The organism is Roseobacter sp. HKCCD7870, assembly GCF_037830315.1.
Classification (GTDB): domain Bacteria; phylum Pseudomonadota; class Alphaproteobacteria; order Rhodobacterales; family Rhodobacteraceae; genus M30B80.
In genome coordinates this window covers 43174-69589 of sequence record NZ_JBBLYO010000001.1, presented here as the reverse complement: position 1 = coordinate 69589, position 26416 = coordinate 43174, and the positions used below count along the sequence as shown (strand labels likewise).

Annotated in this window: 29 protein-coding genes; 10 read left to right on the top strand and 19 right to left on the bottom strand. The window is 54.5% G+C overall.

Annotation, left to right across the window (positions count from 1 at the left end; genetic code table 11):
* Positions 1-16: 16 nt before the first annotated feature.
* From AAC637_RS00385 to AAC637_RS00375, 3 genes are all read left to right on the top strand, one after another.
* Positions 17-325, top strand: a complete 309-nt coding sequence (locus AAC637_RS00385; protein ID WP_340303108.1) for an ArsR/SmtB family transcription factor — start codon at positions 17-19, stop codon at positions 323-325.
* 45 nt (positions 326-370) lie between these two features.
* Entirely contained in the window at positions 371-1420 is a 1050-nt protein-coding gene (locus AAC637_RS00380) for a YeeE/YedE family protein (RefSeq protein ID WP_340301827.1), read from the top strand.
* A 64-nt stretch (positions 1421-1484) separates the two neighbouring features.
* Complete coding sequence (locus AAC637_RS00375; protein WP_340301826.1) at positions 1485-2405, top strand: MBL fold metallo-hydrolase; 921 nt, start codon at positions 1485-1487, stop codon at positions 2403-2405.
* Between the two features lie 40 nt (positions 2406-2445).
* On the opposite strand, the gene AAC637_RS00370 is transcribed toward AAC637_RS00375, so the two are convergent.
* Positions 2446-3018 carry a hypothetical protein gene (locus AAC637_RS00370; protein ID WP_340301825.1) on the bottom strand — a complete coding sequence of 191 codons (573 nt, stop codon included), beginning with the start codon at positions 3016-3018 and terminating at the stop codon, positions 2446-2448.
* A gap of 183 nt (positions 3019-3201) precedes the next feature.
* Here AAC637_RS00370 and AAC637_RS00365 point away from each other — a divergent pair, with 183 nt between their 5' ends.
* The 6 genes from AAC637_RS00365 to AAC637_RS00340 all read left to right on the top strand — a co-directional run bounded on the left by AAC637_RS00365 (position 3202) and on the right by AAC637_RS00340 (position 7912).
* Positions 3202-3819: a LysE/ArgO family amino acid transporter gene (locus AAC637_RS00365; protein ID WP_340301824.1), complete on the top strand. Its 618-nt coding sequence runs from the start codon at positions 3202-3204 to the stop codon at positions 3817-3819.
* A gap of 23 nt (positions 3820-3842) precedes the next feature.
* A complete protein-coding gene (locus tag AAC637_RS00360) occupies positions 3843-4754 on the top strand; it encodes a BadF/BadG/BcrA/BcrD ATPase family protein (RefSeq protein WP_340301823.1) in 912 nt (303 codons plus the stop codon).
* A complete protein-coding gene (gene nagA, locus AAC637_RS00355; protein ID WP_340301822.1) occupies positions 4751-5887 on the top strand; it encodes an N-acetylglucosamine-6-phosphate deacetylase in 1137 nt (378 codons plus the stop codon). The genes AAC637_RS00360 and nagA overlap by 4 nt, the downstream gene beginning before the upstream one ends.
* A gap of 150 nt (positions 5888-6037) precedes the next feature.
* Positions 6038-6406, top strand: coding sequence for a Gfo/Idh/MocA family oxidoreductase (locus AAC637_RS00350; protein WP_340301821.1), 369 nt, complete (start codon positions 6038-6040; stop codon positions 6404-6406).
* Positions 6354-7031 (top strand): Gfo/Idh/MocA family oxidoreductase, encoded by a 678-nt coding sequence (locus AAC637_RS00345; protein ID WP_340301820.1) that lies wholly within the window; start codon positions 6354-6356, stop codon positions 7029-7031. Before AAC637_RS00350 ends, AAC637_RS00345 begins: the two co-directional genes overlap by 53 nt.
* Positions 7032-7264: 233 nt before the next feature.
* Positions 7265-7912 carry an RraA family protein gene (locus AAC637_RS00340; RefSeq protein WP_340260314.1) on the top strand — a complete coding sequence of 216 codons (648 nt, stop codon included), beginning with the start codon at positions 7265-7267 and terminating at the stop codon, positions 7910-7912.
* A gap of 78 nt (positions 7913-7990) precedes the next feature.
* Here the strand turns inward: AAC637_RS00340 and AAC637_RS00335 are convergent, their stop codons facing one another.
* Positions 7991-8902: a dihydrodipicolinate synthase family protein gene (locus tag AAC637_RS00335; RefSeq protein ID WP_340301819.1), complete on the bottom strand. Its 912-nt coding sequence runs from the start codon at positions 8900-8902 to the stop codon at positions 7991-7993.
* Positions 8903-9212: 310 nt separating this feature from the next.
* Here AAC637_RS00335 and AAC637_RS00330 point away from each other — a divergent pair, with 310 nt between their 5' ends.
* Positions 9213-9545 carry a GYD domain-containing protein gene (locus tag AAC637_RS00330; protein WP_340301818.1) on the top strand — a complete coding sequence of 111 codons (333 nt, stop codon included), beginning with the start codon at positions 9213-9215 and terminating at the stop codon, positions 9543-9545.
* Positions 9546-9593: 48 nt separating this feature from the next.
* Here AAC637_RS00330 and AAC637_RS00325 read toward each other — a convergent pair whose 3' ends face one another.
* From AAC637_RS00325 to AAC637_RS00245, 17 genes are all read right to left on the bottom strand, one after another.
* The gene (locus tag AAC637_RS00325) at positions 9594-9800 is read right to left on the bottom strand and encodes a hypothetical protein (RefSeq protein ID WP_340301817.1); all 207 of its coding nucleotides are present in this window, start codon (positions 9798-9800) and stop codon (positions 9594-9596) included.
* The gene (locus AAC637_RS00320; protein WP_340301816.1) at positions 9787-10197 is read right to left on the bottom strand and encodes a hypothetical protein; all 411 of its coding nucleotides are present in this window, start codon (positions 10195-10197) and stop codon (positions 9787-9789) included. Before AAC637_RS00320 ends, AAC637_RS00325 begins: the two co-directional genes overlap by 14 nt.
* A 463-nt stretch (positions 10198-10660) precedes the next feature.
* Positions 10661-11467, bottom strand: a complete 807-nt coding sequence (gene iolB / locus AAC637_RS00315; protein WP_340301815.1) for a 5-deoxy-glucuronate isomerase — start codon at positions 11465-11467, stop codon at positions 10661-10663.
* A gap of 19 nt (positions 11468-11486) precedes the next feature.
* Positions 11487-13319, bottom strand: coding sequence for a 3D-(3,5/4)-trihydroxycyclohexane-1,2-dione acylhydrolase (decyclizing) (gene iolD / locus AAC637_RS00310; protein WP_340301814.1), 1833 nt, complete (start codon positions 13317-13319; stop codon positions 11487-11489).
* Positions 13316-15229 carry a bifunctional 5-dehydro-2-deoxygluconokinase/5-dehydro-2-deoxyphosphogluconate aldolase gene (locus tag AAC637_RS00305; protein WP_340301813.1) on the bottom strand — a complete coding sequence of 638 codons (1914 nt, stop codon included), beginning with the start codon at positions 15227-15229 and terminating at the stop codon, positions 13316-13318. The genes iolD and AAC637_RS00305 overlap by 4 nt, the downstream gene beginning before the upstream one ends.
* A gap of 9 nt (positions 15230-15238) precedes the next feature.
* Positions 15239-16126: a formyltetrahydrofolate deformylase gene (gene purU, locus AAC637_RS00300; RefSeq protein WP_340301812.1), complete on the bottom strand. Its 888-nt coding sequence runs from the start codon at positions 16124-16126 to the stop codon at positions 15239-15241.
* A 43-nt stretch (positions 16127-16169) separates the two neighbouring features.
* Positions 16170-17165: an inositol 2-dehydrogenase gene (gene iolG, locus AAC637_RS00295; RefSeq protein ID WP_340301811.1), complete on the bottom strand. Its 996-nt coding sequence runs from the start codon at positions 17163-17165 to the stop codon at positions 16170-16172.
* 21 nt (positions 17166-17186) lie between these two features.
* Positions 17187-18215: a Gfo/Idh/MocA family protein gene (locus AAC637_RS00290; protein WP_340301810.1), complete on the bottom strand. Its 1029-nt coding sequence runs from the start codon at positions 18213-18215 to the stop codon at positions 17187-17189.
* Positions 18215-19033, bottom strand: a complete 819-nt coding sequence (locus AAC637_RS00285) for a 3-methyl-2-oxobutanoate hydroxymethyltransferase (protein WP_340301809.1) — start codon at positions 19031-19033, stop codon at positions 18215-18217. The genes AAC637_RS00290 and AAC637_RS00285 overlap by 1 nt, the downstream gene beginning before the upstream one ends.
* A gap of 28 nt (positions 19034-19061) precedes the next feature.
* Positions 19062-20249, bottom strand: coding sequence for an NAD(P)/FAD-dependent oxidoreductase (locus AAC637_RS00280; protein WP_340301808.1), 1188 nt, complete (start codon positions 20247-20249; stop codon positions 19062-19064).
* A gap of 3 nt (positions 20250-20252) precedes the next feature.
* Positions 20253-21026: a TIM barrel protein gene (locus AAC637_RS00275; RefSeq protein ID WP_340301807.1), complete on the bottom strand. Its 774-nt coding sequence runs from the start codon at positions 21024-21026 to the stop codon at positions 20253-20255.
* A 3-nt stretch (positions 21027-21029) separates the two neighbouring features.
* Positions 21030-21341, bottom strand: a complete 312-nt coding sequence (locus tag AAC637_RS00270) for a MocE family 2Fe-2S type ferredoxin (RefSeq protein ID WP_340301806.1) — start codon at positions 21339-21341, stop codon at positions 21030-21032.
* Positions 21342-21361: 20 nt separating this feature from the next.
* Positions 21362-22423, bottom strand: a complete 1062-nt coding sequence (locus AAC637_RS00265) for a fatty acid desaturase (protein ID WP_340301805.1) — start codon at positions 22421-22423, stop codon at positions 21362-21364.
* Positions 22424-22428: 5 nt separating this feature from the next.
* The gene (locus AAC637_RS00260) at positions 22429-23352 is read right to left on the bottom strand and encodes a sugar phosphate isomerase/epimerase family protein (protein ID WP_340301804.1); all 924 of its coding nucleotides are present in this window, start codon (positions 23350-23352) and stop codon (positions 22429-22431) included.
* Between the two features lie 32 nt (positions 23353-23384).
* Positions 23385-24389 (bottom strand): Gfo/Idh/MocA family oxidoreductase, encoded by a 1005-nt coding sequence (locus AAC637_RS00255; protein ID WP_340301803.1) that lies wholly within the window; start codon positions 24387-24389, stop codon positions 23385-23387.
* 89 nt (positions 24390-24478) lie between these two features.
* The gene (locus AAC637_RS00250; protein WP_340301802.1) at positions 24479-25303 is read right to left on the bottom strand and encodes an ATP-binding cassette domain-containing protein; all 825 of its coding nucleotides are present in this window, start codon (positions 25301-25303) and stop codon (positions 24479-24481) included.
* An 11-nt stretch (positions 25304-25314) separates the two neighbouring features.
* On the bottom strand, positions 25315-26391 hold the full coding sequence (locus AAC637_RS00245; RefSeq protein WP_340301801.1) for an ABC transporter permease: 1077 nt from the start codon (positions 26389-26391) through the stop codon (positions 25315-25317).
* Positions 26392-26416: the final 25 nt, after the last annotated feature.

Sequence of the window (26416 nt, the reverse complement as noted above, 5' to 3'; positions counted from 1 at the left end):
TGACCTCACCGCGCCGATGGACGAGGCCAGTTGGGAAAAACTGCGCTGTGACGCACAGGCCGCCAGCGATGTCCTCAAGGCCTTTAGCCATGAGGGCCGCTTGATGATCTTGTGCGCCCTGACACGCGGCGAAAAATCCGTGACCGAGATTGAAACACTCCTGTCGCAACGTCAGGCGGCCGTGTCTCAGCAGCTTGCGCGCCTGCGCCTTGAGGGGTTGGTGACCGCACGGCGCGATGGCAAGCAAATATATTATCGTTTGACAGATGACCGCGCAGCGCGGATCATCGAACTGGTTTACGAGTTGTTCTGCGCCAAAGGGTAAGATCGGGCAAATCGGTCACCCCTGTTCCGGCGGAAGGGAGGGGACGTGCTCGAAGTATTGGGTGAGCCATTGGCCATTGTGCTGATCGGCCTAACAGGTGGTTTGGTCTTGGGCCTCGCCGCACGTTTGGCGGGACTTTGCACTTTAGGCATGATTGAAGATGTCCATTACGGTGAAAACACGGGCCGCGTTTATCTGTGGCTTGCGGCGCTTGGCATCGCCATTTTCCTCAATCACGCGTTGCATCATTTGGGCTATCTTGATTTGGGCCGCGTGGTTTACCTGCAAAACAGCTATACAATCGCGGGCGCCATTATCGGCGGACTGATTTTTGGCTATGGCATGGCGCAGGCGGGCAATTGCGGCTTTACGGCCTTGGCCCGCTTTGGTGGCGGCGATTTGCGCGCGATGGTCATTGCTTTGGTTATGGGCGTTGCAGCCCTGATCGCCCTATCTGGCATTCTGGCCCCGCTGCGGGTCTTGTTCTTTGACGCCACCCCTGCGCATGACACTCCAACAAGCCTTGCCTTTCTTGCAGGCGATTTGGTGGCCCCCTCGGTTTTAGGAATGGCTCTTGGATTGACTGTGTTTTTAATCGCCTTGGTCAAAACCCCAAAGGCGCGGCTCTTGCGCAACACATTCTGGGGCATGGCGGTTGGGGGCGCGGTGACATGGGGCTTTTTCGGCACCTACTGGGTGGGACAAAACGGATGGCAGGCTTGGACTGTTGTCTCACAAACCTTTGCTGCCTCTATCGGTGAGACCATCCATTACGCGATGTTCTCCTCAGGGCTTGCCGCGAAATTTGGAATTGGCTCCGTCATCGGCGTGATCTCGGGCGGTTTTTTAGGCAGCTTGATCAAAGGGGGCTTTCGGTGGGAGGCCTGCGAAGACCCGCGGGAATTGAAACGCCAATTGTTTGGGGCGGTTTTGATGGGCTTTGGGGCTGTCTTGGCCGCGGGGTGCAGCATTGGCCAGGGTCTATCTGCGATGTCCAGCCTCTCCATCACCGCCCCCCTTGTCGCGGCGGCGATCTGGCTTGGGGCATGGGTGGGGCTGCGCCAGCTGATCCTTGGATTCGAGGCCGAGTCGTAAATATTAGACTTTTCGAATATGTTTTGCTTGGCTATCCTTCCCCCGGAATTTGGGAGGAATGACCATGCAAATCACCAGACGCAATTTGATCTTATCAAGTGCTGCAGCCACCCTGTCAGGCCTTGCCCTGCCGCGCAAATTATGGGCGCAGACCACGCTAAATATGGGTGATTTTGAGGTGATGACCCTCTCAGATGGCAGCCTCACCTTGCCCGCAGATTTCATCTTCGGCCCAATGGATGACGCGGCCCTTGCCCCCATTTTGGCCGAGGCGGGCGTAGATCGAAACGCGCCGCTGACGCCGCCCTGCAATGTCACGCTTCTGCGAAAGGGCGGTGCAACAATCCTGATCGACACAGGCGCAGGTTTTGCTTTTCAAGACAGCGCGGGGCAATTGCTTGATGCACTCAACGCGGCGGGCATTGCGGCAGATGACATCACCCATGTTCTCTTTACCCATGGCCACCCTGACCATCTTTGGGGCGTGTTGGATGATTTTGACGAGGCGACATTCTTCAATGCCGAGCATATCATGGGCGAAATAGAATATGACTATTGGATGGACCCAAACACTATCAATTCAATTGGCGAGGCCCGCGCGGCCTTTGCCGCAGGGGCCTCGCGCCGCCTTGACAGTTTGGGCGACCAGATCACGAGGATCGGTGATGGTGCCGAAATCGTTTCTGGCCTCCGCGCGAAATTAACGCCCGGCCATAGCCCGGGCCATATGGCCTTTGAAATTGCGTCAGGTTCACAACAATTGATGATCATTGGTGATGTCGTGACCAATGACCATGTTGGCTTTGCACGGCCCGAGTGGACATCGGGATCAGATCAGGATGAGGCCTTAGGAGCAGAAACCCGTGCCGCGCTGATGGATCAATGCGCCGCTGACGAGATCACCATCATCGGCTATCACCTGCCCAATGGCGGGATTGGCCGCGTCACCCGCGCCAATCAGGGGTATCGGTTCGAGGGGGCGTGACAACGCCCCCCCTCTCGATCAGCACATCAGTAGCGAAAGCCTAGTTGCGGCCGCGGCCATTGCCGCCGCCGTTCCCATTTCCGTTGCCGCCGCCATTGCCGCCCGCATTGCCATTTCCATTGCCACCGCTATTGCCGCCCGCATTGCTGTTGGACGGGCCATCAGCGCGGGGGGCAGATGCCGCAGCATTGCCCATATTGCCGCCATTTGCGGCGCGGGTTTCCACGCGTTCCTGCTGACGCGCACGGGCCTGTGCGACTGCCTCGCGCGCGCGATCAGATGCTTGGGCGGGTAAGTCTTCTGCAACGATACCGTTCCTACGCTCGGCGCGCGAAACCGTGCCATCCCCATCTTCATCCAAGGCGACAACCGTCTCGGTCACCTCAAAGGTTTCAGGATCCAACTCTAGCTCAAGAAGAATGCCGTCTTGCTCTGCGACCAAAGTCGGCGGGGTGAAGATCGAGTCTTCGAGCGTAAACTCAGTATACCCTTCTGTGGCGAGATCACTGACCAATGCCTCAATCTCTGGCGCGACTTCCTGCGCTTGAACAGCCCCGAGAGAGCACCCGATTGAAGCCAACACAGAAATCGTCACTATACCCTTGCGTGCCATCACAAACCCCTTTCATACTCATTACACTCACCCCATTAACATAAGGGACATATTCAAGAAAAATAAGTGCCTCCAAACACTAAGTATAAATTTGAGACGTTGAAAAACCAAAAAGGCTAAATTGAAAAAGTCCCGCATTATGAAAACATTTCAATCCGACACCAATTCACCCATGCGCAGATTATGACCGCCTTCATCACAGGATTTTTCACCAGCCTGACCTTGATTTTGGCCATTGGGGCGCAAAATGCCTTTGTGCTGCGCACAGGGCTGTTGGGGCGTCATGTGTTTTGGATTTGTCTCACCTGTGCGCTGTCAGACGCGATTTTGATCAGCCTTGGGGTTGCAGGCTTTGAACGGGCGACCGCGGCAGTGCCTTGGATTGCGCCTGCCCTGACCTATGGCGGGGCGCTCTTTCTGTTCACCTATGGCGCGTTGCGATTTCGCGCTGCATTTGCAGGCACGGACGCAATCGACCTGAGCAAGGCCGCCCCGCCAAAACGCCTTTGGGCAAGTCTGACCGCCTGTTTGGCCATCACATGGCTCAACCCGCATGTCTATCTCGACACCATGGTTCTTTTGGGCGCGGTTTCTGCCCAATTTATCGGGCAGAAACCCATTTTTGCAGCGGGGGCCGTTCTGGCCTCTTTTTGCTTTTTCTTCAGCCTTGGCTTTGGCGCACGGCTTGCGCGGCCCTTGTTTCAGTCCGCCAAAGCATGGCGCATTCTTGAGGCCTTCATTGGCAGCATCATGTGGGCCATTGCGGCCGGGCTACTTCTTTCAGCTAGCCCATCAAACTGACGTAGAAACAGGAATAAGCTTTCTTGAGCGACAAATCCTATGCTATCGCAGAGGCTATGAAAAATGCCCCTGACGCGAATGTTCTGGCCATTGATGGTGGCGGCACGCATTGCCGTATCGCCTATGGCAGCTGTGAAAATCACAGCTTGGTAGATATGGGCGCGGCCAATGTGTCGAGTGATTTTGAGGGCGCATTGAACACGATCCTTGGCGGGGTTGAGGCGCTTTGTGCCAAATTGCAGATGCCCGTTGCGGATCTTATCGCTTGCCCCTGTTATATCGGGGTTGCAGGGGTGACTGGGCCACAGATGGCCGCGCGCCTGCGCAAGGCGCTGCCCTTTTCTTATGTCCAAGTGACCGATGACCGCCCCCCTGCTCTGCGCGGCGCTCTTGGGGCAAAAGATGGCGCGATTGCCCATTGTGGCACAGGGTCATTTTGGGGGGTTCAACTGGACGGCACGCAAAAATTCGCAGGCGGTTGGGGTTATGTTTTGGGGGATGAGGCCTCGGGCCATTGGTTGGGGCGCGCGGCCCTCAGCGCCACGCTAGAAACCGTGGACGGGCGGCGGCGCGCCACTGATTTTTCGCAATCCCTGCTCGCCCAATATGGTGGGGCGGCAGGGATTTTGCGCTTTGCCACCCATGCCCGCCCTGATGAGATCGCGGCACTTGCGCCCTTGGTATGCAGCGCCGCCGCCCAAGATGACCCTCTCGCCCTCGCCCTGATGCAGGCAGGGGCGCAAGAAATCACGCAAAGCCTAACGGCCTTGGGGTGGCATGAGGGGCTAGATCTTTGCCTCACAGGGGGGCTTGGGGGCCAGTATCGCCCCTATTTGCCACCTGCCTTACAGGCCCGCATCACCGCGCCTGCGGCCGCACCCATTATAGGTGCCCTCGCCCTTGCCTCGGATTTTGCGTGCGAGGGGGTTGCATGAGCGCGCGACACCACCTGATCCGCAACGCCCGCTATTTTGATGGCGCCACCCTGACGGGCCCCGCCACAGCGCAGTTTGACGGCGATGATCTTGCAGGGGCGTTTGGCACGGATCACCACCTGCAAGGGGCCACAGAGATTGATCTGGGCGGCGATATTTTATTTGCGGGCTATGTGGATTTGCAGGTCAATGGCGGAGATGGGATCTTGTTCAATTCTGCCCCTCACTGTGACGGCTTGCGGCGCATGGCCAAGGCGCATCGCCGCTTGGGCACCACTGCCTTCTTGCCGACCCTCATCACCGATACCCCCGAAGTCACCCATGCGGCCATCGCCGCCACCCAAGATGCTGTCGCGGCACAGGTCGATGGGATTGCGGGCTTGCACCTTGAGGGGCCGCATCTGTCACTGGCGCGCAAAGGGGCGCATGCGGGCGGCCTGATACGCCCAATGACCGAGCAGGATCTGGCACTCTATCTTGACGCGGCGGCATCCCTGCCCTGTTTGAAACTGACGATCGCCCCTGAAAACGTCACAGAAAACCAAGTGGCCCAATTGGCGCGCGCAGGCGTCATTTTATCCTTGGGCCACACGGATGCAGATTACGATACCTGCCTGCGCTATTTTAAGGCGGGGGTGCGGGCCACAACGCATTTGTTCAATGCCATGAGCCAGCTCAACAGCCGTGCGCCTGGCTTAGTCGGGGCGACCTTGGGCACGGGCAGCGTTAGCGCAGGCGTGATCGCGGATGGGGTGCATGTGCATCCACAATCCTTGCGCGCGGCATGGGACGCAAAAAAGGGGCCATGTGGGCTATTCCTTGTCACCGATGCAATGGCGGTGGCAGGTAGCGACATCACAGAATTTGACCTCGGCGGTCGGTGCATCACCCGAAAGAACGGGGTTTTGACCTTGGCCGATGGCACGCTTGCAGGCGCGGAGTTAGACCTAACGCGCGCGGTTCAGGTGATGGTTGAAGATGTCGGCATCTCCCTTGTTGAGGCCCTGCGCGCCGCAACCTCGATACCCGCAGCACTCATCGGCCTCCGCTATGGACAGGGGGCCCTGCACCGTATGATGCGCCTTTCGACTGACACATGGACGCTCACCCCCTTGGAAAAGGATCTGACATGAAACGCTCTGCCATCAATGCCATCATGGCGGATGCCGATGAGATGATCTGTCACTTCGGCGCTTGACGCGGGCGCAGGCATACTCACATTTGGCGCTAACAGTTAAGAGACACATCCCCACGGGTTTTGGCCCGAAGAAAAGGTATAGAGAATGTTGAAAGTTGGACTTCTCGGCGCAGGCCGCATCGCGGGCGTTCATGCCACGGCCATCACCTCACACCCCCAAAGCGAATTGTCCGCTGTATCGGATTTCTATCCTGAGGCAGCTGAAAAATTGGCGGCGCAATATGGCGCCGTGGCGCGCAGCACGGATGAGATTATCGCAGATCCCGAGATTGAAGCGGTACTGATTGCAACCTCGACCGATACCCATTCCGATTTAATGGAGGCAGCTACCCGCGCCGGCAAGGCCGTACTGTGCGAAAAGCCCGTTGACCTGAGCCTTGAGCGCGCGCGCCTGCCAAAATGTGGTCGATGCTACGGGCCGCCCTGTGATGATCGGGTTCAACCGCCGCTTTGACACCAATTTTGGCGCGCTCAAACAAGCGCTTACGGCAGGCGAGATTGGCAAGGCGGAATTGCTGTCGATCACCTCTTTTGACCCCGCTCCACCGCCTGTCGCATATATCAAAGTTTCTGGCGGGATTTTCCGCGATATGATGATCCATGATTTTGATATGGCAAATTTTGTTATGGGCTCTGCACCTGTTTCGATCACTGCAACGGCTTCCTCAATCGTAGATCCAGAGATTGGTGTTGCAGGTGATTTTGATACGGCGATTGTTACTTTGCGCTATGAAGGTGGCGAATTGGCCGTCATCAAAAACTCACGCCGTGCAGTTTATGGCTATGATCAACGTGTGGAACTCCTTGGATCAAAAGGCCTTTTGCAAGCGCAAAATATGCTCGAAAATACCGTCGTTAAATCGGGCATCCATGGCGTAACGGGGGCCAAGCCTACCTATTTCTTCCTTGAGCGCTACATGCAGGCCTACAAGGCTGAGTGGTCTGCCTTTGTTTCAGCGATCACTGAAGGAGCCGCCCTGCCCGTCACCTTGTCAGATGGGGTTCTGGCCCTCGCAATGGCCGAGGCGGCAACAAAGTCCGCGAAAACGGGTAAACCCGTTCTCCTGGCCGATATCTAAGCCAGGGAAACGCATATGAGCAGTTACAGTCTTCGTGAGCAATGCAACATTCAGGGTCGTAGTATTATATCCATTTCTCCCCCCCCTTGCCGATCAAAGCTGCAACATAACGTACATCGCCCAATCTAGGGGCGCCAAACCGCGCAATCTCTTTTACCCTGTTAGCTATATTGACATGATTGAGGTTTATCGCGTGTGTTGGGAACGGAATATAGTGATAAAGGAAACGACGCATGCATGACTTAACAACACGTTTGGAGCGACTGTACTCAAGCGCAGTTTATGATGCTTTGCGTGCGCTAGGGCACGACAATTGTGTTTTGCCCCATGGTATCAGCGCCCTGATACCTGGGCAGAAACTAGCCGGCGAAATTTTCACAATCGATGGGCATTACGAAGTAGGTCAGGATCCTCATTCAACACTACTGAGTTGGTCGACTGTTCTATCAAAAGCACCGTCTGGAAAGGTCCTAATCTGCCAACCTAACACTTACGAAGTTGCATTAATGGGAGAGCTATCTTCTGAGGTGCTTAAGAACAAAGGTGTTAAGGGATATATCGTAGATGGGGCCACAAGAGACGTATCTTTCATACTTGAAAATAAGTTTCCGACTTTTTGTCGCTTCAACACGCCAAAGGACATCGTCGGAAGGTGGGTGGCAAAAACTATGGGCGAACCGATTGAGATCGGTGGTGTCTCAATAAATTCGGGAGATTACGTAATCGCTGATCTTGACGGAGTAGTTATTATCCCCCGCATGATTGCTGAAGATGTCGTCAAAGCAACAGAAGAGAAAGCAAGTACAGAAACAGAAATGCGGGCCGCTCTAATGAGCGGGATGGACCCTGTCGACGCTTATAAAAAATACGGCGTTTTTTAGGTCACGCACTGACGGTAATGCCCATCTCTATTTTAAAAGCATAAAGCCTTCGCAGCTCGGCAAACTACTTGGATATATTCAACGTCCCCATCGCAATACTACTGGATCTAACGGCTTTAATAGATCTATCAATCGAGATTTAATCTTAGAGTGAAGTTGAGGGATTGGATGACGACAAAAATCCGATTTGATGACACCACCTTCTACCATCGCGACTTTACATGCTTGCCAGCCACATTGGCGATTTTCATGATTTATTGCCATTGCAATGCGTTCATAACAGTCTGTAGCTGATTTAATTTCTCCGGCTAGATGCTTAACAATAACGGGCTTGATTTGGTCAACGATCATACCACTCGTCATCGAACCAGTCGCACCAGCATCAAGGTCAGCTAACAACGTAATACCCTCTTCTCCATCGAAGGGGGCCTCTATTGCGTCGCCACCATGCTCAATCAAACTTCGAATTTTGTTTGCTGCTCTTGGGCATTCAATTTTGAAAAGCTTAACTGCTTCTATTTCTTTTGCCATTTTAACCAAGAGCGGGACAGAGAGTTCAACGCCAGACAAAGGCGCATCTTGCACCATAATATCGATACCCACTTCGCCTACAGCCGCAAATTGCTCAAAGCTTTGCTCAGGAGTGCCTTTTAGTAGTGCCCCGTGATATGGCGGCATCATCATGACCACATCTGCTCCCAGATCCTTCGCAAACTGTGCTCTCTGGACAGCTATCTGAGTTGCATAATGACTAATCGTCACTATCACGGGCACACGTCCAGCGACGTGCTCGACACTAAGTCGAGCTAACTCCTCGCGCTCTGCGTCAGAGATCAGAAATTGCTCCGAAAAATTGGCAAGAATACAAATGCCATCGGCGCCTTGATCAATCAAACAGTCTAAAACACGCTTCATACCATGAAGATCTAAGCTCCCATCTTCGTTGAAAGGTGTGGGAGCAACGGGCCAAATGCCGGAGTAAATACTCAATTTTTTACCTCAAAAAAATCCACGCATAACGTCATTGATACGACGACAATCAGCGCACTGGGTCAGGTTCACGTCAAGCCAAAATAACGATTTTCAACGTACCAGTGGCAACACAACCAGTTGAATATATCACGGCACTAAAGTCAAAAAACCATGATTGTCGGGGGAAATTTCCAGTTTCAGACCCAAACAATACTTCAATTAGTGAGTACAAGCCGACATGGTATTAGCTAAGGAAAACATGCTCGTAATCCGTAATTATTGTTATTTTTAAATTTTCATGCAATTCTGAAATTGCAACATAGGAGATATGAAAATGAGAGTTTTGTATATTGGAATGTACAGCGAAGAGGGGCTCGAAGGTTTAGAGAACAGCAACTTCGCAAACCGCAAAGACGCCGCGGCATCAATCGCAAAAGCGGCGGGAGGAGAGCTCCTTGATTTGATGTATCTCCAAGGAGATTACGATATGGCTGCACTTATGGAATTACCAAGCCTTGAAGCGGCCAGTGGATTACTGAAAGCAGTGACCGACTCCGGCGCTTGGGAAGATATGGTAATGTTGCCAGAATTTGACCTGGATAAGGGTCTAGCGGCAATTAAAGCAGTAAAATCAAGTTATAAAACTCCAGGCAAGGAGTAGCTTATGCCAACACTGTATGCTCACTAATAATTCTAATTTTAGGCGCAGTTATTTTTTCGCACTGTAAAAAAACCAGCTACACAAGCAGGCTGCTGTCGGCAAAATGATCAACGCTGCCACTTGCCATGCGTTTGCATCAGATATTTTCACATCATCCAGAACAAAAGCGGTCGAAAATACAAAAGTTAAGAGCCAAATGATGACGTAGCGCACGCTTGTTAACAGGGTTTTAATGGTGGGTTCATAGCGGTTCAATACACGGCCACTCCTCAGCAAGCGACGCGGCTAGCATGCCGACGGGAAAGCTACGAAGACTTGGATTGTCGTTAGAGTAATTCCACATTGTTTGTCTGTAGGCGGTAAGTGAAGTGTTTCCGCCTGATAGGTCCGCCTTTAAATGATTGGGAGTATCGTTGCGATCCAGCTGACAGTTTAAATCCATCAAACTGGACAAACCTACAATCACACCCATGCAAAGACCAAACTGTATATAATCATTGTCGTCAACAAAGTCCGTTACTCGAGTGGGCTGACAGACTTCAAAAAACTGCTGTACAGTTAACGGTACAACGGCTTCCGCCCTCACCGGTGAGGTCAGTGCGGTGGCTGCTAACACGCCTATTAAAACGTATTTTATTATGACCTTATGCATTGAAGCGTTGTATCAAGCGACGAAAGGTCACGAAAGCCAGTGCTCATGACCCTTGTTTGCAAAGACAAAAACTGACGGTCTAAAAGAAAACTTTTAATGGTATTGCTCCCATACCTCGGGCCTTGAACATCAGCCCATCCTATGAACCGATTGTTCCAAATTAAAATAGTTGTGCTCCAATCACCTTGAGAACTGGTGTCAGAGACGGTTTCTTTCTCTAAATCAAGCTGAAACGTGGCCAGTTCCCCATCAGGCCATGCACATTCTATCGAGGTGACCTCTGCCCCTAAAGGCGAAGCGAGCGCTGCGGCGATCAGTACGGTTGCCAAGAAGTGTTGCATTCGAGAAAGGCAATCATCCTAACTAAAATGTGTCAAGGCATAGAAGCACTCGACCCCAATAATCATGAGATATGCACGGCAACAAATATGCAAGTCGTGCACACCTGGGGCGCTAAGCGCCATTATGCGTCCCGATCCATGATCCACTCGACCTCTGGAGCAGGAACAAAGCGCCATTTCCGCAATGGTCCAGCCATAACATTTAGGTAGTACATCTCGAAGCCATAGGGCGCGCCGCAGGGGTGGTGGCCGCGCGGGACAAGGACAACGTCGCCATCGGTTACCGCCATCGTTTCATCCAGGCATCCGTCATCTGTGTAAACGCGCTGGATCCCAAAACCTGAGGCCGGGTTAAGCCGGTGATAGTATGTCTCTTCTAGATACGTGATGCGCGGAAAATCATCTTCATCGTGGCGGTGGCTGGGATAGGATGACCAATGCCCTGCAGGCGTAAACACCTCCGTCACCAACAAGCTATCACAGAAGGCTTCGTTCTCCATTGCGATATTGTTGATATAGCGAGTGTTGGTACCCTTGCCGCGTTCAGTCAAAGTTATGCCATCCGGGCCAATGCGGCGCGCCTCATGACCACCTTTACCGGGAGCGGAGCAGACGGCGATCACGCAGTCAGTCTCGGCTTTGGCCTCCCAATCAGTGCCATTTGGTAAATAGAGACAATGCGGCGGGGTTTTCTCAAAAACGTTCATCCGCTCCCCCAGTATACCCCAATCCTGTCCCATACCATGGATCCTGGCTTTACCTTCAACCATTACAAGAATTACCTCTCGATCATCGGTTGCCTCGGCAGCAGTATCTCCTGCGTTGAGCCGGTAAAGCGAGAAGCCAACGTAACGCCAACCAGCACTTTCCGGCGTAATCTGGTGAACTTTTCCACGGTTGCCGAAGGGTTTTTTCAGAAGGTTAGTCATGGTGTTGTTCCTTTTCGACCTAGTCCATTCGTTGAGACTTCTTGTTCTCAACATAACTCGCGTAGGCGGCTTTCACTTGGGCCCGTTCTGATACTTCTGGAACTCCAACATCCCACCACGTCCCACCAGGCTCTGTGGACGGATAAGGATCGGTGTCAATGACGACTACAAAAGGACCCTTAATACTGCTCCGCTTAGAAAGCGCCACTTCCAGTTCGGAAACAGATGCAACCTTAATCGAAGTCGCGCCCATTGCTTCGGCGTGTTTGGCAAAATCTATATTTGAATTTTCACCCCCGATTGCATGGTCCAGGAGATTGTTAAACTCGGCACCGCCGGTGCCCATCTGCAGCCGGTTAATACAGCCGTAACCGCGGTTATCAGTCACTACCACTGTGAAAGAAATCCCGAGCATTGCCGCAGTCGCCATCTCAGAATTCGCCATCATGTAGGTGCCGTCGCCAGTGAAGCAGATCACGTCGCGCTCAGGATCGGCCATCTTGATGCCCATGGCGCCCGCAATCTCATAACCCATACAGCTGAACCCATATTCCATGTGGTACGATCCCGGCCGCCCTGCCTTCCATAGCTTGTGCAACTCGCCCGGCATAGTGCCGGCCGCACACATAGCGACTGTGTTGTCACCCGCGGCACGTTGGACCGCACCGATCACTTGCATGTCGGTTGGTAGCGAATTGCCGTCGCCGGGAGCCTCAGTGATTGGATCAACCTTGGCAAACCAGTTGGTCTTTAAGGGCTTGACGTCCCAACCAAAGCGCATATTGCCAAGTGCCACTCCCAATTCCTTAAGCCCAACACGGGCATCCGCCAGCACCGGCATCGCACCATGCTTCATGGCGTCATAGGCCTGCACGTTCAGGCTTATAATACGGCGCGCAGGATTGGCAAAAAGCCCCCAAGAACCAGTCGTGAAATCCTGGAACCGCGTACCAATCCCAAGAACCAGGTCAGCCTCAGCGCAAACATCGTTCGCAGGCTCGCCCCCTGTCACACCAATGGGCCCCAAATTCAATGAATGATCCCAGGGCAGAGCAGACTTGCCTGCCTGGGTCTCGGCAACGGGAATGTTGTGGGACTCGGCGAAAGCAGCAAGCGCCTCAGTCGCACCAGAATAATGCACGCCTCCACCCGCTACGATCACCAGCTTCTTGGCTGCCTTGATCGCTTTCACTGCGCGTGCAAGCTCCTCGGCATCAGGCCGCACGCGGCGTTGATACCAAGTAACAGGCTCGAAAAAGCTGACGGGATAATCGTAGGCTTCAGCCTGAACATCCTGACAGAAGGCCAAAGTCACTGGGCCGCAATCTGCTGGATCAGTCATGGTACGAAAAGCCCGCGGCAAGGCCGTCAGCAATTGTTCGGGGCGAGTGATCCGGTCAAAATAGCGGCTGACCGGCTTGAAGACGTCATTGGCATTGATCGTCCCATCGCCGAAGTCCTCTACCTGCTGCAATACCGGATCGGGGCCACGGTTTGCAAACACGTCGCCTGGGATCAACAAGACTGGTAAACGGTTCACATGCGCCAGCGCAGCGGCCGTCACCATATTAGTCGCTCCCGGGCCAATAGACGATGTAACTGCCATCGCTCGTCTACGGCTCAACTGCTTTGAATAAGCAATCGCAGCATGAGCCATCGTCTGCTCATTATGGCCTCGATACGTCGGGATCGCATCGCGGGAGGCATATAGCGCCTCGCCCAGCCCAGCCACATTGCCATGACCGAATATCGCCCAGACACCAGCGATGAACGGTTCACCGTCTTCCGTCAGTTGGGCCGTAAGATAGCGAACCAAAGCCTGTGCAGCGGTCAATCGGATCGTGGATGTCATGTTGCGACCTCCTTCGCTAAGTTGCGGGCTTTGTCCCAAATCCCACAAAGGCGGGCATACTTATCCTTCATTTCTATGATGGCCTCATCATTGGACAACTCGCCCGCCATCCAGCGTCGCGCAGCATTACCGAAGATCGTTCGACCTACCGCAAATCCCTTCACCAGCGGCTGTTTAGCAGCCAGCGCGAAGCTGGCAGAAAGCTCTGCCTCTGACGCATCGAGACCCAGTACGACAATCCCACGCGTCCGCGGGTCATTCCGTTCAATCGCAGCAACCGCATTGGCCCAAGCAGCTTCCGTCCTGAACGGCTCTAACTTCCACCAGTCAGGGTAGATGCCAGCATCATAGAATGCCTGAATTAATGCCGCCGAGGTCGTATCATTGACTGGGCCAACCTTCGACGGAATGATCTCAAGCAGGAACTCTAGCCCGTTACGCCTCGCCGCCGTAAACAGACGTTTTACTCTTGCGATCTGCATCTTTGTTGTCTTGTCATCGTCATCGGGATGGCAGAATACCAGTAGCTTGACCACATTCTCCCGCGCCCATTCCCGAAGGCTGCCAACGTCCTCTCCCAATTCGGACTCAAATTGTATTGGCCGCGATCCTGGTAATTCAGTTGGTCGTCCAATCCAGAGGCCTGAGCCAGAGGCACGATGTAGCGCGGAGCGTCCGATACGATTGTCACATAGGATACCGTAGCCCGCCTGACCATTTTGTACCTTCAATGCAGCATCAAGGCATAGTTCCTTAAACGCCGCACCCTTGGCCTTGGTGTAGCCCTCCATCTCTTCTAGTTGAAGACGGTGGTCGAAGGCAAAGATCTTTACTGACGGCCAATCGTCCAGACGATTAGTCGCCCAGTGCACCTGTTCGAGCTCCTCGTCATTTCGCAAGTCCGACTGTTTTATCCCTCTCTGAAAAAAGAACTGAAGTTCTTCCCAACTTGGATAGGCGGGCGTGCAGCCATGACGGCTGACAGCGAATGCACCGCAGGCATTTGCGTATTTTAGGGCCGTTGGCCAATCCTCACCATCGAGCCAGCCTTTCAGCAGGCCGGACATGAAGCCGTCCCCTGCCCCCAGTACGTTAAAGATCTCAATCGGAAAGCCCGGTCCTGTCTGGCCGTCATCTAGGGTGCCTGGGATATCACCTTCAAATGCTACCGCCCCCGCTGCGCCGCGCTTGCAAACCAATGTAGCGCCTGAAACCGCACGTACCGCGCGCAATGCTTCGATTGTGTCTGTCGAGCCGCCTGCGATGTGGAACTCTTCTTCAGTGCCGACAATCAAATCGAAGAGATGTAGCGTCGATTTTAGTTTTTCTGTAACAGCCATGCTTTCTACAAAGCGGCTTTCGCCATCGCCATGACCGGCTACGCCCCAAAGGTTCGGGCGATAGTCGATGTCAAGCGCGGTATGCATGCTGCTAGCGCGCGCAATCTCGAGGGCCTTCAGCGTCGCCGCCTCCACCTGTGGGTTGCTCAGATGAGTGCCGGTTGCCACTACCGCGCGGGCGCTTTGAATGAACTTTGGATCGATATCGTCCACCGTCAAACCCATATCCGCACAATTCTCGCGGTAGAAAATGAGTGGAAACTGTTCTTGATCCCGGATGCCCAACAGAACGAGGGCCGTCAGCCTCTCAGGGTCAGTTTTCACACCGTCGGTGTTCACACCCTCGCGCTGCAACTGCTCACGGATGAACCGTCCCATATGCTCGTCACCAACGCCCGTGATTACTGCTGACTTTAGCCCAAGTCGCGCCGTCCCGCAGGCGATGTTGGTGGGCGAGCCGCCGATATACTTATCGAACGACCCCATATCCTCTAAACGCCCACCGATCTGCGCGCCGTAAAGGTCAACCGAAGATCGGCCGATTGTAATGAGATCAAGTGTCTTAGACATGTCTACCTCCTATCCCATACGTTCCGAGGCGTAGGAGCCTGGCGACGGCGGAAAGACCACAGTTTTGTTTTCATTTAGGAAGACCCGGCCATTCACGTGAGCATGTATGGCCCGCGCAAGGACTTGCGCTTCGACATCACGCCCAAGCGACACGTAATCCTCTGGCGATTGCGCGTGGGTGACACGGATTGTGTCCTGTTCGATGATCGGGCCTTCGTCAAGATCGGCGGTGACATAATGCGACGTCGCCCCAATAAGCTTTACCCCCTTCTCAAAGGCCTGTTTGTAGGGATTGGCCCCCTTGAATGAAGGCAGGAACGAATGGTGGATATTAATGATCCGTCCAGACATCTTGCGGCACATGTCGTCAGAAAGGATCTGCATATAGCGAGCCAACACAATCAGCTCTGCGCCGGTATCTTCTACGACCCGCATGATCCGCGCTTCTGCTTCCGGCTTGTTGTCCTTCGTAACCTTGATGCAGTGGAACGGAATATCGTGGTTCACAACGACTTTCTGGTAGTCCATGTGGTTGGAGATCACGCCCACGATGTCAATCGGTAGCGCCCCGATCCGAAAGCGATACAGCAAATCATTTAGACAATGGCCGAAGCGCGACACCATGATGACCACCTTGCGCTTTGTAGCTTCGTCAAAGAACTCAGCATCCATGTCAAAGCTCTTGCGGACGGAAGTGAACGCCTCGGTCAGGTAATCGAGCGCTTTGCCCTCTTCTGATTGAAAACTGACACGCATAAAGAAGGATCCCGTTTCGGCGTCGTCGAATTGCGCGCTGTCCGTGATGTTGCATCCCTGTTCCGCCAAGAAGGTAGAGATTGCCGAGACAATCCCGCGGCGAGATTTACAGTGAACGCGAAGAGCGAGGCTAGTTTTCATGTCGTATCATTCTTTCTTCATTTTTAGTATTGTGTCCGGCCCGTCAGAGATCGGCAAGGCTAACCGGTGCGCCGGTCTTGGCCGAGCGTGTCGCCGCCTCGGCCATGGCGAGCGCTGCCACGCCATCATCAAGGGTCACAGGTATAGGGGTGCTGTCGGTGACGGCCGCCACAAAAGCAGCCCACTCCGCTGCATAGGCGGGCATGTAGCGTTCCAGGAAGAAGTAGGTCGGCTTAGCGTGAGTAACCCCTTGACCAGTTGATTTGACCACAGTGTTTTCTAGCATGTTTTGCGCTTGCAAGAGACCCCCAGAGCCTAAGAGTTCTACCCGCTGGTCATAGCCATAGACCGCGCGGCGGGAGTTCTTGATGACAGCAATGCGTCCGTCGGCATAGGTCAGCGTCACTACCGCAGTGTCAACGTCACCAGCCTCGCCGATGGCGGGATCGACGATTGACGATGCGGTGGCCATGACGGAAACCGGCGTCTCTCCCATGATGAAGTTCGCCATGTCAAAATCATGGATCATCATGTCTCGGAAGAGGCCTCCTGAAACCTTGATATAGGCTAATGGCGGCGGCGCAGGATCGAACGAGGTGACAGACAAAAGCTCAGCTTTGCCGATCTCGCCTGAATTTAGTGCCGCTTTAAGCGCCCCAAAGTTCGGATCGAAGCGGCGGTTGAAGCCGATCATCACCGGCTGCCCGTGACCTTCGATATTGGACTGGCAGGCGCGCGCGCGTTCAAGGCTGAGGTCCACTGGCTTTTCGCAGAGAACCGCCTTACCCGCAGCCGTCGCGGCTTCAATTAAGTCGGAATGGGTATCCGTTGACGTCGCGATGAGGACGGCGTCAATATTAGGATCGCCAATGATCTCTTCGGTCGTGCGCGCGGAGCACCCATATTGCGCGGAAAGCTTCTCTGCATTTTCCGCGATATAATCCGAAACTGCAACAAGTGTGCTTCTTGGATGGCTTGAAATTGCAGTTGCATGAACGCCCGCAATGCGTCCTGCGCCGAGTAGTCCGACTTTAAGCATGTTTGTCCTCTTTCCGACTTGTTAGAGTAATATGGAACGGCCCTCGGCCGCGCTCTGGCGCGCTGCATCAAGTATCGCCAAGGTACGTGCGCCAGTTTCAGCAGTCACGGGCGGCGGAGTGCCGTCGCGCACGCAGGCGGCGAAAGCCGAATAGTAGTCGTGATAGCGGCCCTGTTCGGATGGGATACGCACCTTACCTTCTGCGTTGCGTAGCGTTCCCCAGTTAGCCTCCGGTTCATAGCCCCAGGACACCAGATCATCAGTCGGCCGCTTGCCCGCAAAAATGTCTTGCGCTTGTATGTCTATCGTTTTGGAGACATAGCTGCCCTTTTCACCAATGACACGTAATTCGCGGTCGTCGATAAAGTTGAGCTTGGAAGCTGACAAATGGCTGTGCGCGCCGTTCTGGTGTCGGAGGGTCAAGTTGAAGCTCACATCGGTCGGGCCCTCAGGAAACTCTGCGATATCTAGTTGCGCATCGACGGTAGCGACCGGACCAAGAAGGTAGACCATCTGGTCAACGACGTGACTGCCGAGATCTCGCAAAAGGCCGCCCGCTGGTCCCCTTTCGACAGTGTGAGGGCTATCCTGATCCATGCGACTTTCAATTCGCCAGACCTTGCCGACCTTGCCATCGTCGATGACCTTCTTGAGCGTCTGCAGATCGGCATCGAACCTTCGGTTCTGATAAACCCCCAGCGTTACGCGCTTGGCTTTGGCCGCTGCGTCCAGCTCCATTGCCCCCGCATAATTGGGTGCGAAAGGTTTGTCGGCGATTACATGAAGACCCGCAGCTATAGCTTCAAGAACCAGTTCACGCCTGGTCTGAGGTGGGGTCGTGATCGTCACCGCATCGCAAACCCGCGCCTCGATCATTGCTGTCAGACTTGGAAAGATTGGCGTGTCTGGCCAGTCGGTACGTGCCTTTGCAATCGTACCCTCTGCCCGCGCGACGATCCCTGCCAGCTCACATCCATCAGCCGCCGAGATAAACGGCGTATGAAAATGCTGCCCGCCCGTGCCGTAACCTACGCAACCGATCCTCAGCATCACTTCTTCACCTTCTTAATGAAGGCGTCGAATTCTTCATCCTTAATTGGCACGGTGTGTTCAGCAGCGGGATAACTTCCACTGTCAACATCAGCTTTGTACTCCTTGAAGGCCGCAATGCGTTCATCCTGAAGCGCTTTCAGCTTGGGCGCAAAGTTGCGGTACATTTTCCCGTGACGCGGCTTGTGGTTGACACCATAGCCGCAAACATCTTCGGTGAAGAGATACTGCGCATCGGCATATTCTCCTGCGCCCATACCAAGCATGATTAGCGACGAGTTTTCAGTCAGGAATTTGGCAACACGATCTGGTACGACCTCCAGCTCAGCGCCGAAAACACCTATCTTTTCGAGCATCTGAGTGTGCCGCCATAGCGCCTCTGCTTCGTCCGCCGTCTTACCGACCGCGCGCCAGCCGGTCCAGGTAATGTAGGAAGGTATCAGACCAATATGGCCAACTACGGGCAAATGGTTGTCACAGAGCAACTTTTGAATGTCGTAGCTTGCCGAACAATAATAAGCATCACCCCCGATCCCAGCATAATGAAATGCCGCACGCAGGTAATCTTCGCCTGTGGCAATAGGACGACCTTCGAACCGTCCCCAGCCACCATAGGGGAGACCGACCTGAACAAAGCAATCGCCGGCCGCTTCGCGCATTTCGGCATCAAAGAACTTACCTTCAATAGACAGCATATGGATGCCGGCCGCATTTGCAGCTGCAGCTTCATCAGGGGTCGTAACGAAAAGCATCGAGATCTTCTCGCCACGCTTCTTCATAGCGCGGATATCGGACACGTGGGGACGGTTGTGATACATGTGCTTTTTTCCTTGTGTTTCTTGTCGTTCAAGCCGCACGAAGCAGCCGTTTTATGTTCTGCGAGGGATCGGCCAACAGGCCAGGATCGAGGGGCACGGCCCGCTCGATGAGTTTCTCGAAAATCCGAATATCTTTAGCGATGCTGTTGCCCGGTCCAATGCCTGCTGCAGCAAGCAGCCGATCCTCCGCGTCACATTGGAAGACAATGCGCTGACCATCGTCGGCCGGCCTCTCTGTCACTGCAAGTGCAGGATCGAACAGCCCAGCCACTTGAAGGGTTAGATCGTATTGGTCTGACCAGAACCATGGCACGTTTCCATAGCTGCCCATATCGCTCAACATCGCCGCGGCGGCAAACGCGCCCTGGTCTTGTGCGGCTTTCCAGCTTTCAAGCCGGACCCGCGCCCCCTGCCAGACGAAGTTGCAGCAATCGCCCGCTGCGGAGATCTGCGGGTCTGATGTTCTGAAATTGCAATCAACCTGGATACCGTTTTCGACCTCGAGCCCGGCGGCTTCGGCCAGTTCGGTATTAGGCACTGACCCGACGCCTGCTACAACCTGATCGAAAGACAGGGTCTCTCCATCTGAGAGCACAACCGTTGTGGCAGTAGCTGATGCAACCTTGACATCCGTGCGGATCGTCACACCTTCGGCACGATGCCGATCAGCAACCATACTAGCTAACTCTGCAGGCACGGCTCGAGCCAGCAGACGCTCGCCAGCCTCGAAGACGGTAACTTCCGCGCCCATTACGCGAGCGACTGCAGCCAATTCTAGCCCAATAAACCCACCACCGATAATCCCAATCGCCGATCCGGGCTTCACGCTCCTAAAAATTGCATTGGCGTCCGATTCAGTTCGCAGCGTCAGGCATCCGTTCAACGTCGGAAAAAGCCGCGCGCGCGACCCGGTTGCGAGTAGAAGCGCGTCATAGGGCACGCCCTCGGCGGAGTGCAACAGAACGGTACGAGCCGCGCGATCGATCCGCGTCACACGGGTCGCGCGGCGCAGGTTGATGCCCGCCTCGGCATAGGCTGCTTCGGATCGGATCAGCTTCAATGCGCTGTCCGTGCCCTTGGAAAGGGGTGGGCGTTCGTAAGGCAGTGAGCGCTCATCGCCTATAAGCGTCACCGAGCCCGAAAAGCCTTGTTCGCGCAGCGCAAAGGCGGCACGGACGCCACATTCCCCTGCTCCGATGATGACAATCCGCTCCATCCTCTACACCCTGAATGCGGCTCGGAAAGCGGTCAACGCCTCTTCCGGGTCGTCCTTAGCGAAGGCTTCCATGCCGACCGGGCCGTCGTAACCCATAGCATCCAGCGCCTTTGCGATGTTCGGCCAATGCATCTCACCTGTCCCTGGCTCGCACCGGCCCGGATTGTCAGCGACCTGTATCTCTCCTATCCATGGCAGGCAGGCCTCGGCCCAGCGAATGACGTCACCCTCACCGACCTGAGTGTGATACAGGTCCAAGTTGATGCGAAGCTGTGGGCGGTTCACCGCACTAACCAGCGAGAGGACATCCGCTGTTGAACCAAACGGACAGCCCGGATGATCGAGCGGATTGAGGTTCTCCAGGGTAAAAGTCACGCCTTCCGCCTCTGCCAGATCACAGATCCGATGAAGCGTGTCGCGCGCCCTCTGTTCGCTGCCGGGCGCAAATGTACTGTGCTGCGGGATAGGCAGTCCGCCATCGCCCAGTCCGGTGCCATGCAGGTTCAGCCGATGCACACCCAGCCGCTTTCCCACCTGCGCCGTCTCACGCGCTGAGGCGAGCAAGATTTCTGCCCCTTCAGGATCCGTCAATCGCCCCTGCAGGTAACCATTCATGATCGTGAAGGTTGCGCCTGTTGCCTTGAGCGCATCGAGATCCCACTCCGGCCAGTTCCAAAGGCCTACCCCAAAACCCATCTCGTGGAGCCGGGCTGCACGCCAGTGAATTGGTTTGTCTTGCCAGAGCATTTCCGCACAGGCGGCAAGTTGGAACGGCATTTATCAGATCTCCACGAAAACCCGGCCGCCCTCGACCTTGGTTGGATAAGTATGCAGGTTTTCGCAGGCCGGCGGTGTTTCTACTTCCCCGGTAGTGCAATCGAATATCGACGAATGCTTCGGGCATTCGATGGTCGCCTCAACGACAAGGCCATCAGAAAGATGCACGTCCTCGTGAGTACATAGCCCATCTGTGCAGTAATAATTATCCTCATGATCCCTGACGATAATGAAGGTCCGCGATCCATGGTCAAAACGGATCACATCTTCCTCGTCGATATCTCCAGCAGCACAGGCATCAACCCATTCAGCCATATCTAAATCTCCTTTTTAGCTCATGCGCCTAGGGCGCGCGGCCCTTGGTGGTAAGGGTTTGCGGTCTCCGGCAATGGGCGCCGGATGTAGAAATCGGGGTCAGTCTGTTGCCGCCACAGCGCCGGTAGCATTTCGGCATATCCATTCAAAAAGGACCTGTTGGGCGCGGGGAAATCGAAGCGGCACGCCTCATGCAGATCTGGCAGGCGGAAATAGGGGACGAGCGGGAACATATGGTGTTCCACGTGGTAGTTCATGTTCCAGTATATGAACCGGCTGACCCGGTTCATGTAGACCGTCCGGCAGTTCAGCCGGTGGTCGAGCACGTTGTCCGCAAGCCCGCCATGCTGAAGCCAACCGCAGATTACCATATGCCAGGAACCAAAGAACCGCGGAAGACCAATCAAAAGAACTGGTACCCAGCTCTGGGAAAGCAAGGCGGCCGTGATTGCTAAAGCGTAAATCCCAACCCAGATGCGTGAAGTGTGGATCGTCTTATCAAAAAAGACAGGGTCCATGTAATCAGCCTCATCCGGCAGGATCCGGCCTGCCGCATGGGCCAACATACGTTTAACCCCATCGATTATGTCCATAACCCCGAAAAGGTTCGCAATCATCTTGAAAGCAACGACCGGGCGCATTATCGCGACCTCCGGATCGCGGCCCACGATCACAGTATCAGAATGGTGCCGAGCATGGCTAAACTTCCAACAATAAGGGTCACGGATCATGCAAAAACTGGCAATATGATATACAACATTGTTCATCCATCTTGTCTTAAACGCTGTACCGTGGCCGCATTCATGCCAGCGGCTGTCCATTGCTGAGCCGTATAGCACGCCATAAGCCAGCCAAAACAGCGCCGACCACCACGATGGCATCAGCGCGATTGCTGTTCCAGCAAACAGCACCATGCAGCCAAAGAGGATCGCCGTATCGTGCAACGCTGGTTGGTCCGAGCGCTTCATCAACTGCTTCATGGTCTTGCGGTCAATAGGCGTACGATACCAATCGTCAGTGACCAGGCCATCAGTCACGGCGCGCTTGGCGTCGTCTCCCAAAAGACTGTAGTCACGCGGCATCAGCCTTAGATCTCCTGCGGTTTGAAATCAGCCGGGGCGGAGGGCATCACGCTCTTCAGAAGATCGACGGACTTTTCTAGGCCTTCGAGAGAGTTAAGAAGAACGTCTTCATGCTCAATTGACAGCCAGCCGTCATAGCCGCCCATCTTGAGACGGTAACAGAATTGCCGCCACCACTCCTCACCATGTCCGAAGCCTAGCGTTATATAGGACCAACTTCGTGCCGGAATGTCCATCAGAGAGCCGTTTTCCAGCAGGGACGTCGTTGCCTGCTTGGGTGTGTTCAGGAAGGTGTCTTTGGCGTGGACATGATAAACTGCCTCGCCTAAAGCTTCAGCTGCGATTAGCGGGTCGGCGCCCATCCAAAACAGGTGGCTGGGGTCTAGGTTTGCACCGATGACAGGGCCCAACACCTCGCGGAGTTTGAACAGCGAAGGCACGTTGTAAACACACTGGTTGCCGTGCATCTCAAGGGCGATCTGCTCGACGCCTTGCTGTTTGCAAAGAGCGACGATGTCGGCCCAAAAAGGTATCAGCTTTTCTTCCCACTGGTAGCGCAGGATGTCTTGCGTTTCCGGCGGCCAGCTGCTGACGACCCAGTTCGGCATCACGTCATTCGCACTGCCAGCCGGCAGGCCCGACATGGTGCAGACCTTCTTGATGCCCATTTCGCCAGCAAGACGAATGGTCTTTTTCAAATCCTCGCCTTGCTTGAGGTCCGTTGGATGCAACGGGTTCCCGTTGGCGTTTAATGAAATAATCTCCAGTCCGCGACGGGAGAATTCACTCTTAAACGCTTTCTGAGCGGATGTATTGCCGAGCAAATCATCCATTTTGCAATGCGGTGCAGTAGACCAACCGCAGGTGTTCACTTCGACGCCAGAAACCCCCATGCGCTCAGCTTGATCCAGCATCTCAGTAAACGACATCGCCCCTAGACTATCTGATACAAATCCTAGTTTCACTTGTAGAACTCCGGTTTCGCGATCATCTCGACCGCTTGTTTGGTCCCTGTCTGCAGCGCCTTCACGCCCGTCTCGGCAACCTTGGCCGCACAATATCCGTCCCAGCAATCGGATGCGATTTTAGGGAAAAAGCCTGTTTCCACAAAGCGCAGAAAATCGCGGTTCTGGCGCACATAAGCCTCACGGTAACGCGTGCGCCAATCGGCGTCGTACCGGGTGGAGTTGTTCAGCTTCATGTCTGTGCGCGTGTAGGCAATACTGTTCATCGCTACACTTCCCGCTTCGCCGACAAGCTCGGCCCGCACATCATAGCCGTAGGCAGCGTTGTTATTGATTTCGATAGTGACCAGCTGCCCATCAATAGTTTCCAACACCATCACCACTGGGGCTACAAGCGCGTCGGACCTAGTAGGCTGGTAAGCGTTGATAGTGGCGTATTCCGTACCAAGCACATGGCGCACCACGTCGAATTCATGGGGAGCCGAGTTGGTAATCGCCATGGCGCCCGTGAAATCAACAGCGGGTGTTTCTACGTTACGGTGGAAATTGTGCATCATCAGCGCACGTCCAACCGTTCCGTCAGCCAAAGCGTCGCGCATTTCGACATAAGACTGATCATAGCGACGCATGAAGCCCAGCATCACGTGGCGAGCACCAGAGACTTCTTCTGCCTGCATGACCTCAATACACTCGTTAGAATTCTGTGAAAGAGGCTTTTCGCACAGCACGCGTTTGCCCACGGCGATGCAGGCTTTGGACAAGGGCGCGTGTGTAAAGTCGGGAGAGGCGACAATCACGGCGTCGACATCATCACGGCGTATGACGCCTTCAGGATCAGTCGCAATATCCACTGCGCCATAGTCATCCGCAACGGCGCGTGCTCGAGCCACATCCATGTCACATACCAGCTGAAGCTTCGCGCCGGGCATGTCCAGGGCCACGATCCCGGCATGATCGGCTCCCATTAGCCCCGCGCCTATTACGGCAATTCTCGTTGTCACGTAAGCCTCCAAGAAATCACGAGCCGGTCACAAGACCGCCCGTCAGGTTGATTGTTAGTTGACCGGACGCTTCTGCACCCGCCAGAGAGTTAGTGCGCGGGATCCGGCACGTGACCACCATTGGCCTCCATGTAGCCCTCGATATTCGCCTCAAGATCGGCGATCGACTCACCTCCGGCCATCAGGTCGGCAATTTCCTCGCGTGTTTTGTCACCCTTTCGGAAATCGGCTGCGATAGCACCACGGATCAAAACCGCAAAGTGATCTCCAACGGCCATTGCGTGCATGACTTGATGCGTGATGAAAATCACCGCAAGCCCACGCCGCTTGGCCTCGTTCACGATCCGCAACACATGAGCGGCTTGCTTCACGCCAAGAGCCGCCGTCGGCTCGTCAAGGATCAGAACGCGTGCGCCAAAGTACACCGCGCGCGCGATCGCGAGAGACTGGCGTTCGCCGCCCGAAAGGCCGCCGACAAGACGGTCACCGTCAGTGATCCGGGTGATGCCCATTTTCTGCACTTCTTCAACCGCGATCCGGTTCGCTTTGGCGCGGTCGAACACCTTGAAGGGACCAAAACCCTTCGTCGGCTCGACACCTGCAAAGAAGTTTCGGCCAATGGACATTAGCGGATAGGTGCCACCGAACTGGTGCACTGTAGCGATGCCCATCGCCTGCGCCTCGCGCGGGTTGGCAAAACTCACCGGATTACCGTCCATGCGCATTTCGCCGCGCGTTGGCTGGTAAACACCTGATAGTGTCTTAATCAGCGTAGACTTGCCCGCACCGTTGTCGCCCAAAAGGCAAAGTACTTCACCCTCGTTCACCTTCAAACTGATTTCGTGCAACACATCTATGGGGCCAAAGCTCTTATCGACGCCTCTCATTTCCAGAACGGGTGTTTTGTCAGACATCTTGTGGTCCCTCACTTTTTCTTAGAAGACGACCAGCTGGTCGCCATGTTGCGGAAGGTGTCATTCAGTAAGACCGCAATCAGAAGCATGACCCCAATGATCAAGCTCGACAAATTCCGGTCGAAGGTCGTGAAATTGATACCTTGCTGGACAATTGCCAGAGTGGCGGTTCCGAACGCTATACCCAGCACGTTCCCAAATCCGCCAGTTAGCAAAACACCCCCAACAACTACTGCAATAATCGTGTTGAAGATCATGGTGAATTGTGTAGTCGTACTTGCCGAATTTGACAAAATCGTTTCAGACATCCCTACAATGGCGGCTGCGATGCTCGTCAACACGAAAAGGATGATCTTGAGCCGATCGATCGGAATGCCGGCGTTACGCGCACTTTCTTGATCGCCTCCCAAGGCAAAAACCCAGTTTCCCCAAGGGCTAACGTGCAGGAAATAATAGCAGGCCGCTATTATAGCGAACCATATGAAAACTGAGCTCTGCAAGCCCTGCCAGATCGCTGTCTCGCCGATCCGAAATGTGTGATAAGTGCCAAACACAAACTCAGCTAATGCATCAGTTGTGGTATCCGGAAGTCCGAGCTGCGTGGTATCGGTCAGCAGGATAGATCCGAATAAAGTCAAACCAGATACAGCGAAAAGCGTCGCAAGAGTTACGATGAGGGACGGCACATTAGTTCGCGTAACTAATATACCGTTGATCGCGCCGATTGCTCCGGCAGCGCCAAGCGTGATTAGGATACCCAACCAGATATTCAGTCCATAAAAGCCAACTGCAATCGCAAGGACAATCTTCGAGGCAGGCACCATGGCCCCCACCGAAATGTCCAATTCACCTGAAATCATCAAGAAACCCACCGGGATTGCGATGATCCCAACCGTCGAAGCAAAATTGAGCCAACTGGCAGAACCGAGCGGGCTGAGAAAGTTCCGATCCCAACCGAAATAGCTAAAGAACACAAAGATAATGAGCAGTCCAGCAAAAGCCCCAACCTCAGGGCGGCGGAAAATACCGAGAACCTCGGTCAGGTGTCGCTCTGAAGTCTCAGTCTGGTTTTGCGTTGCATCTGTCATGTCGTTTGCCCCTGCATTTCTTCGG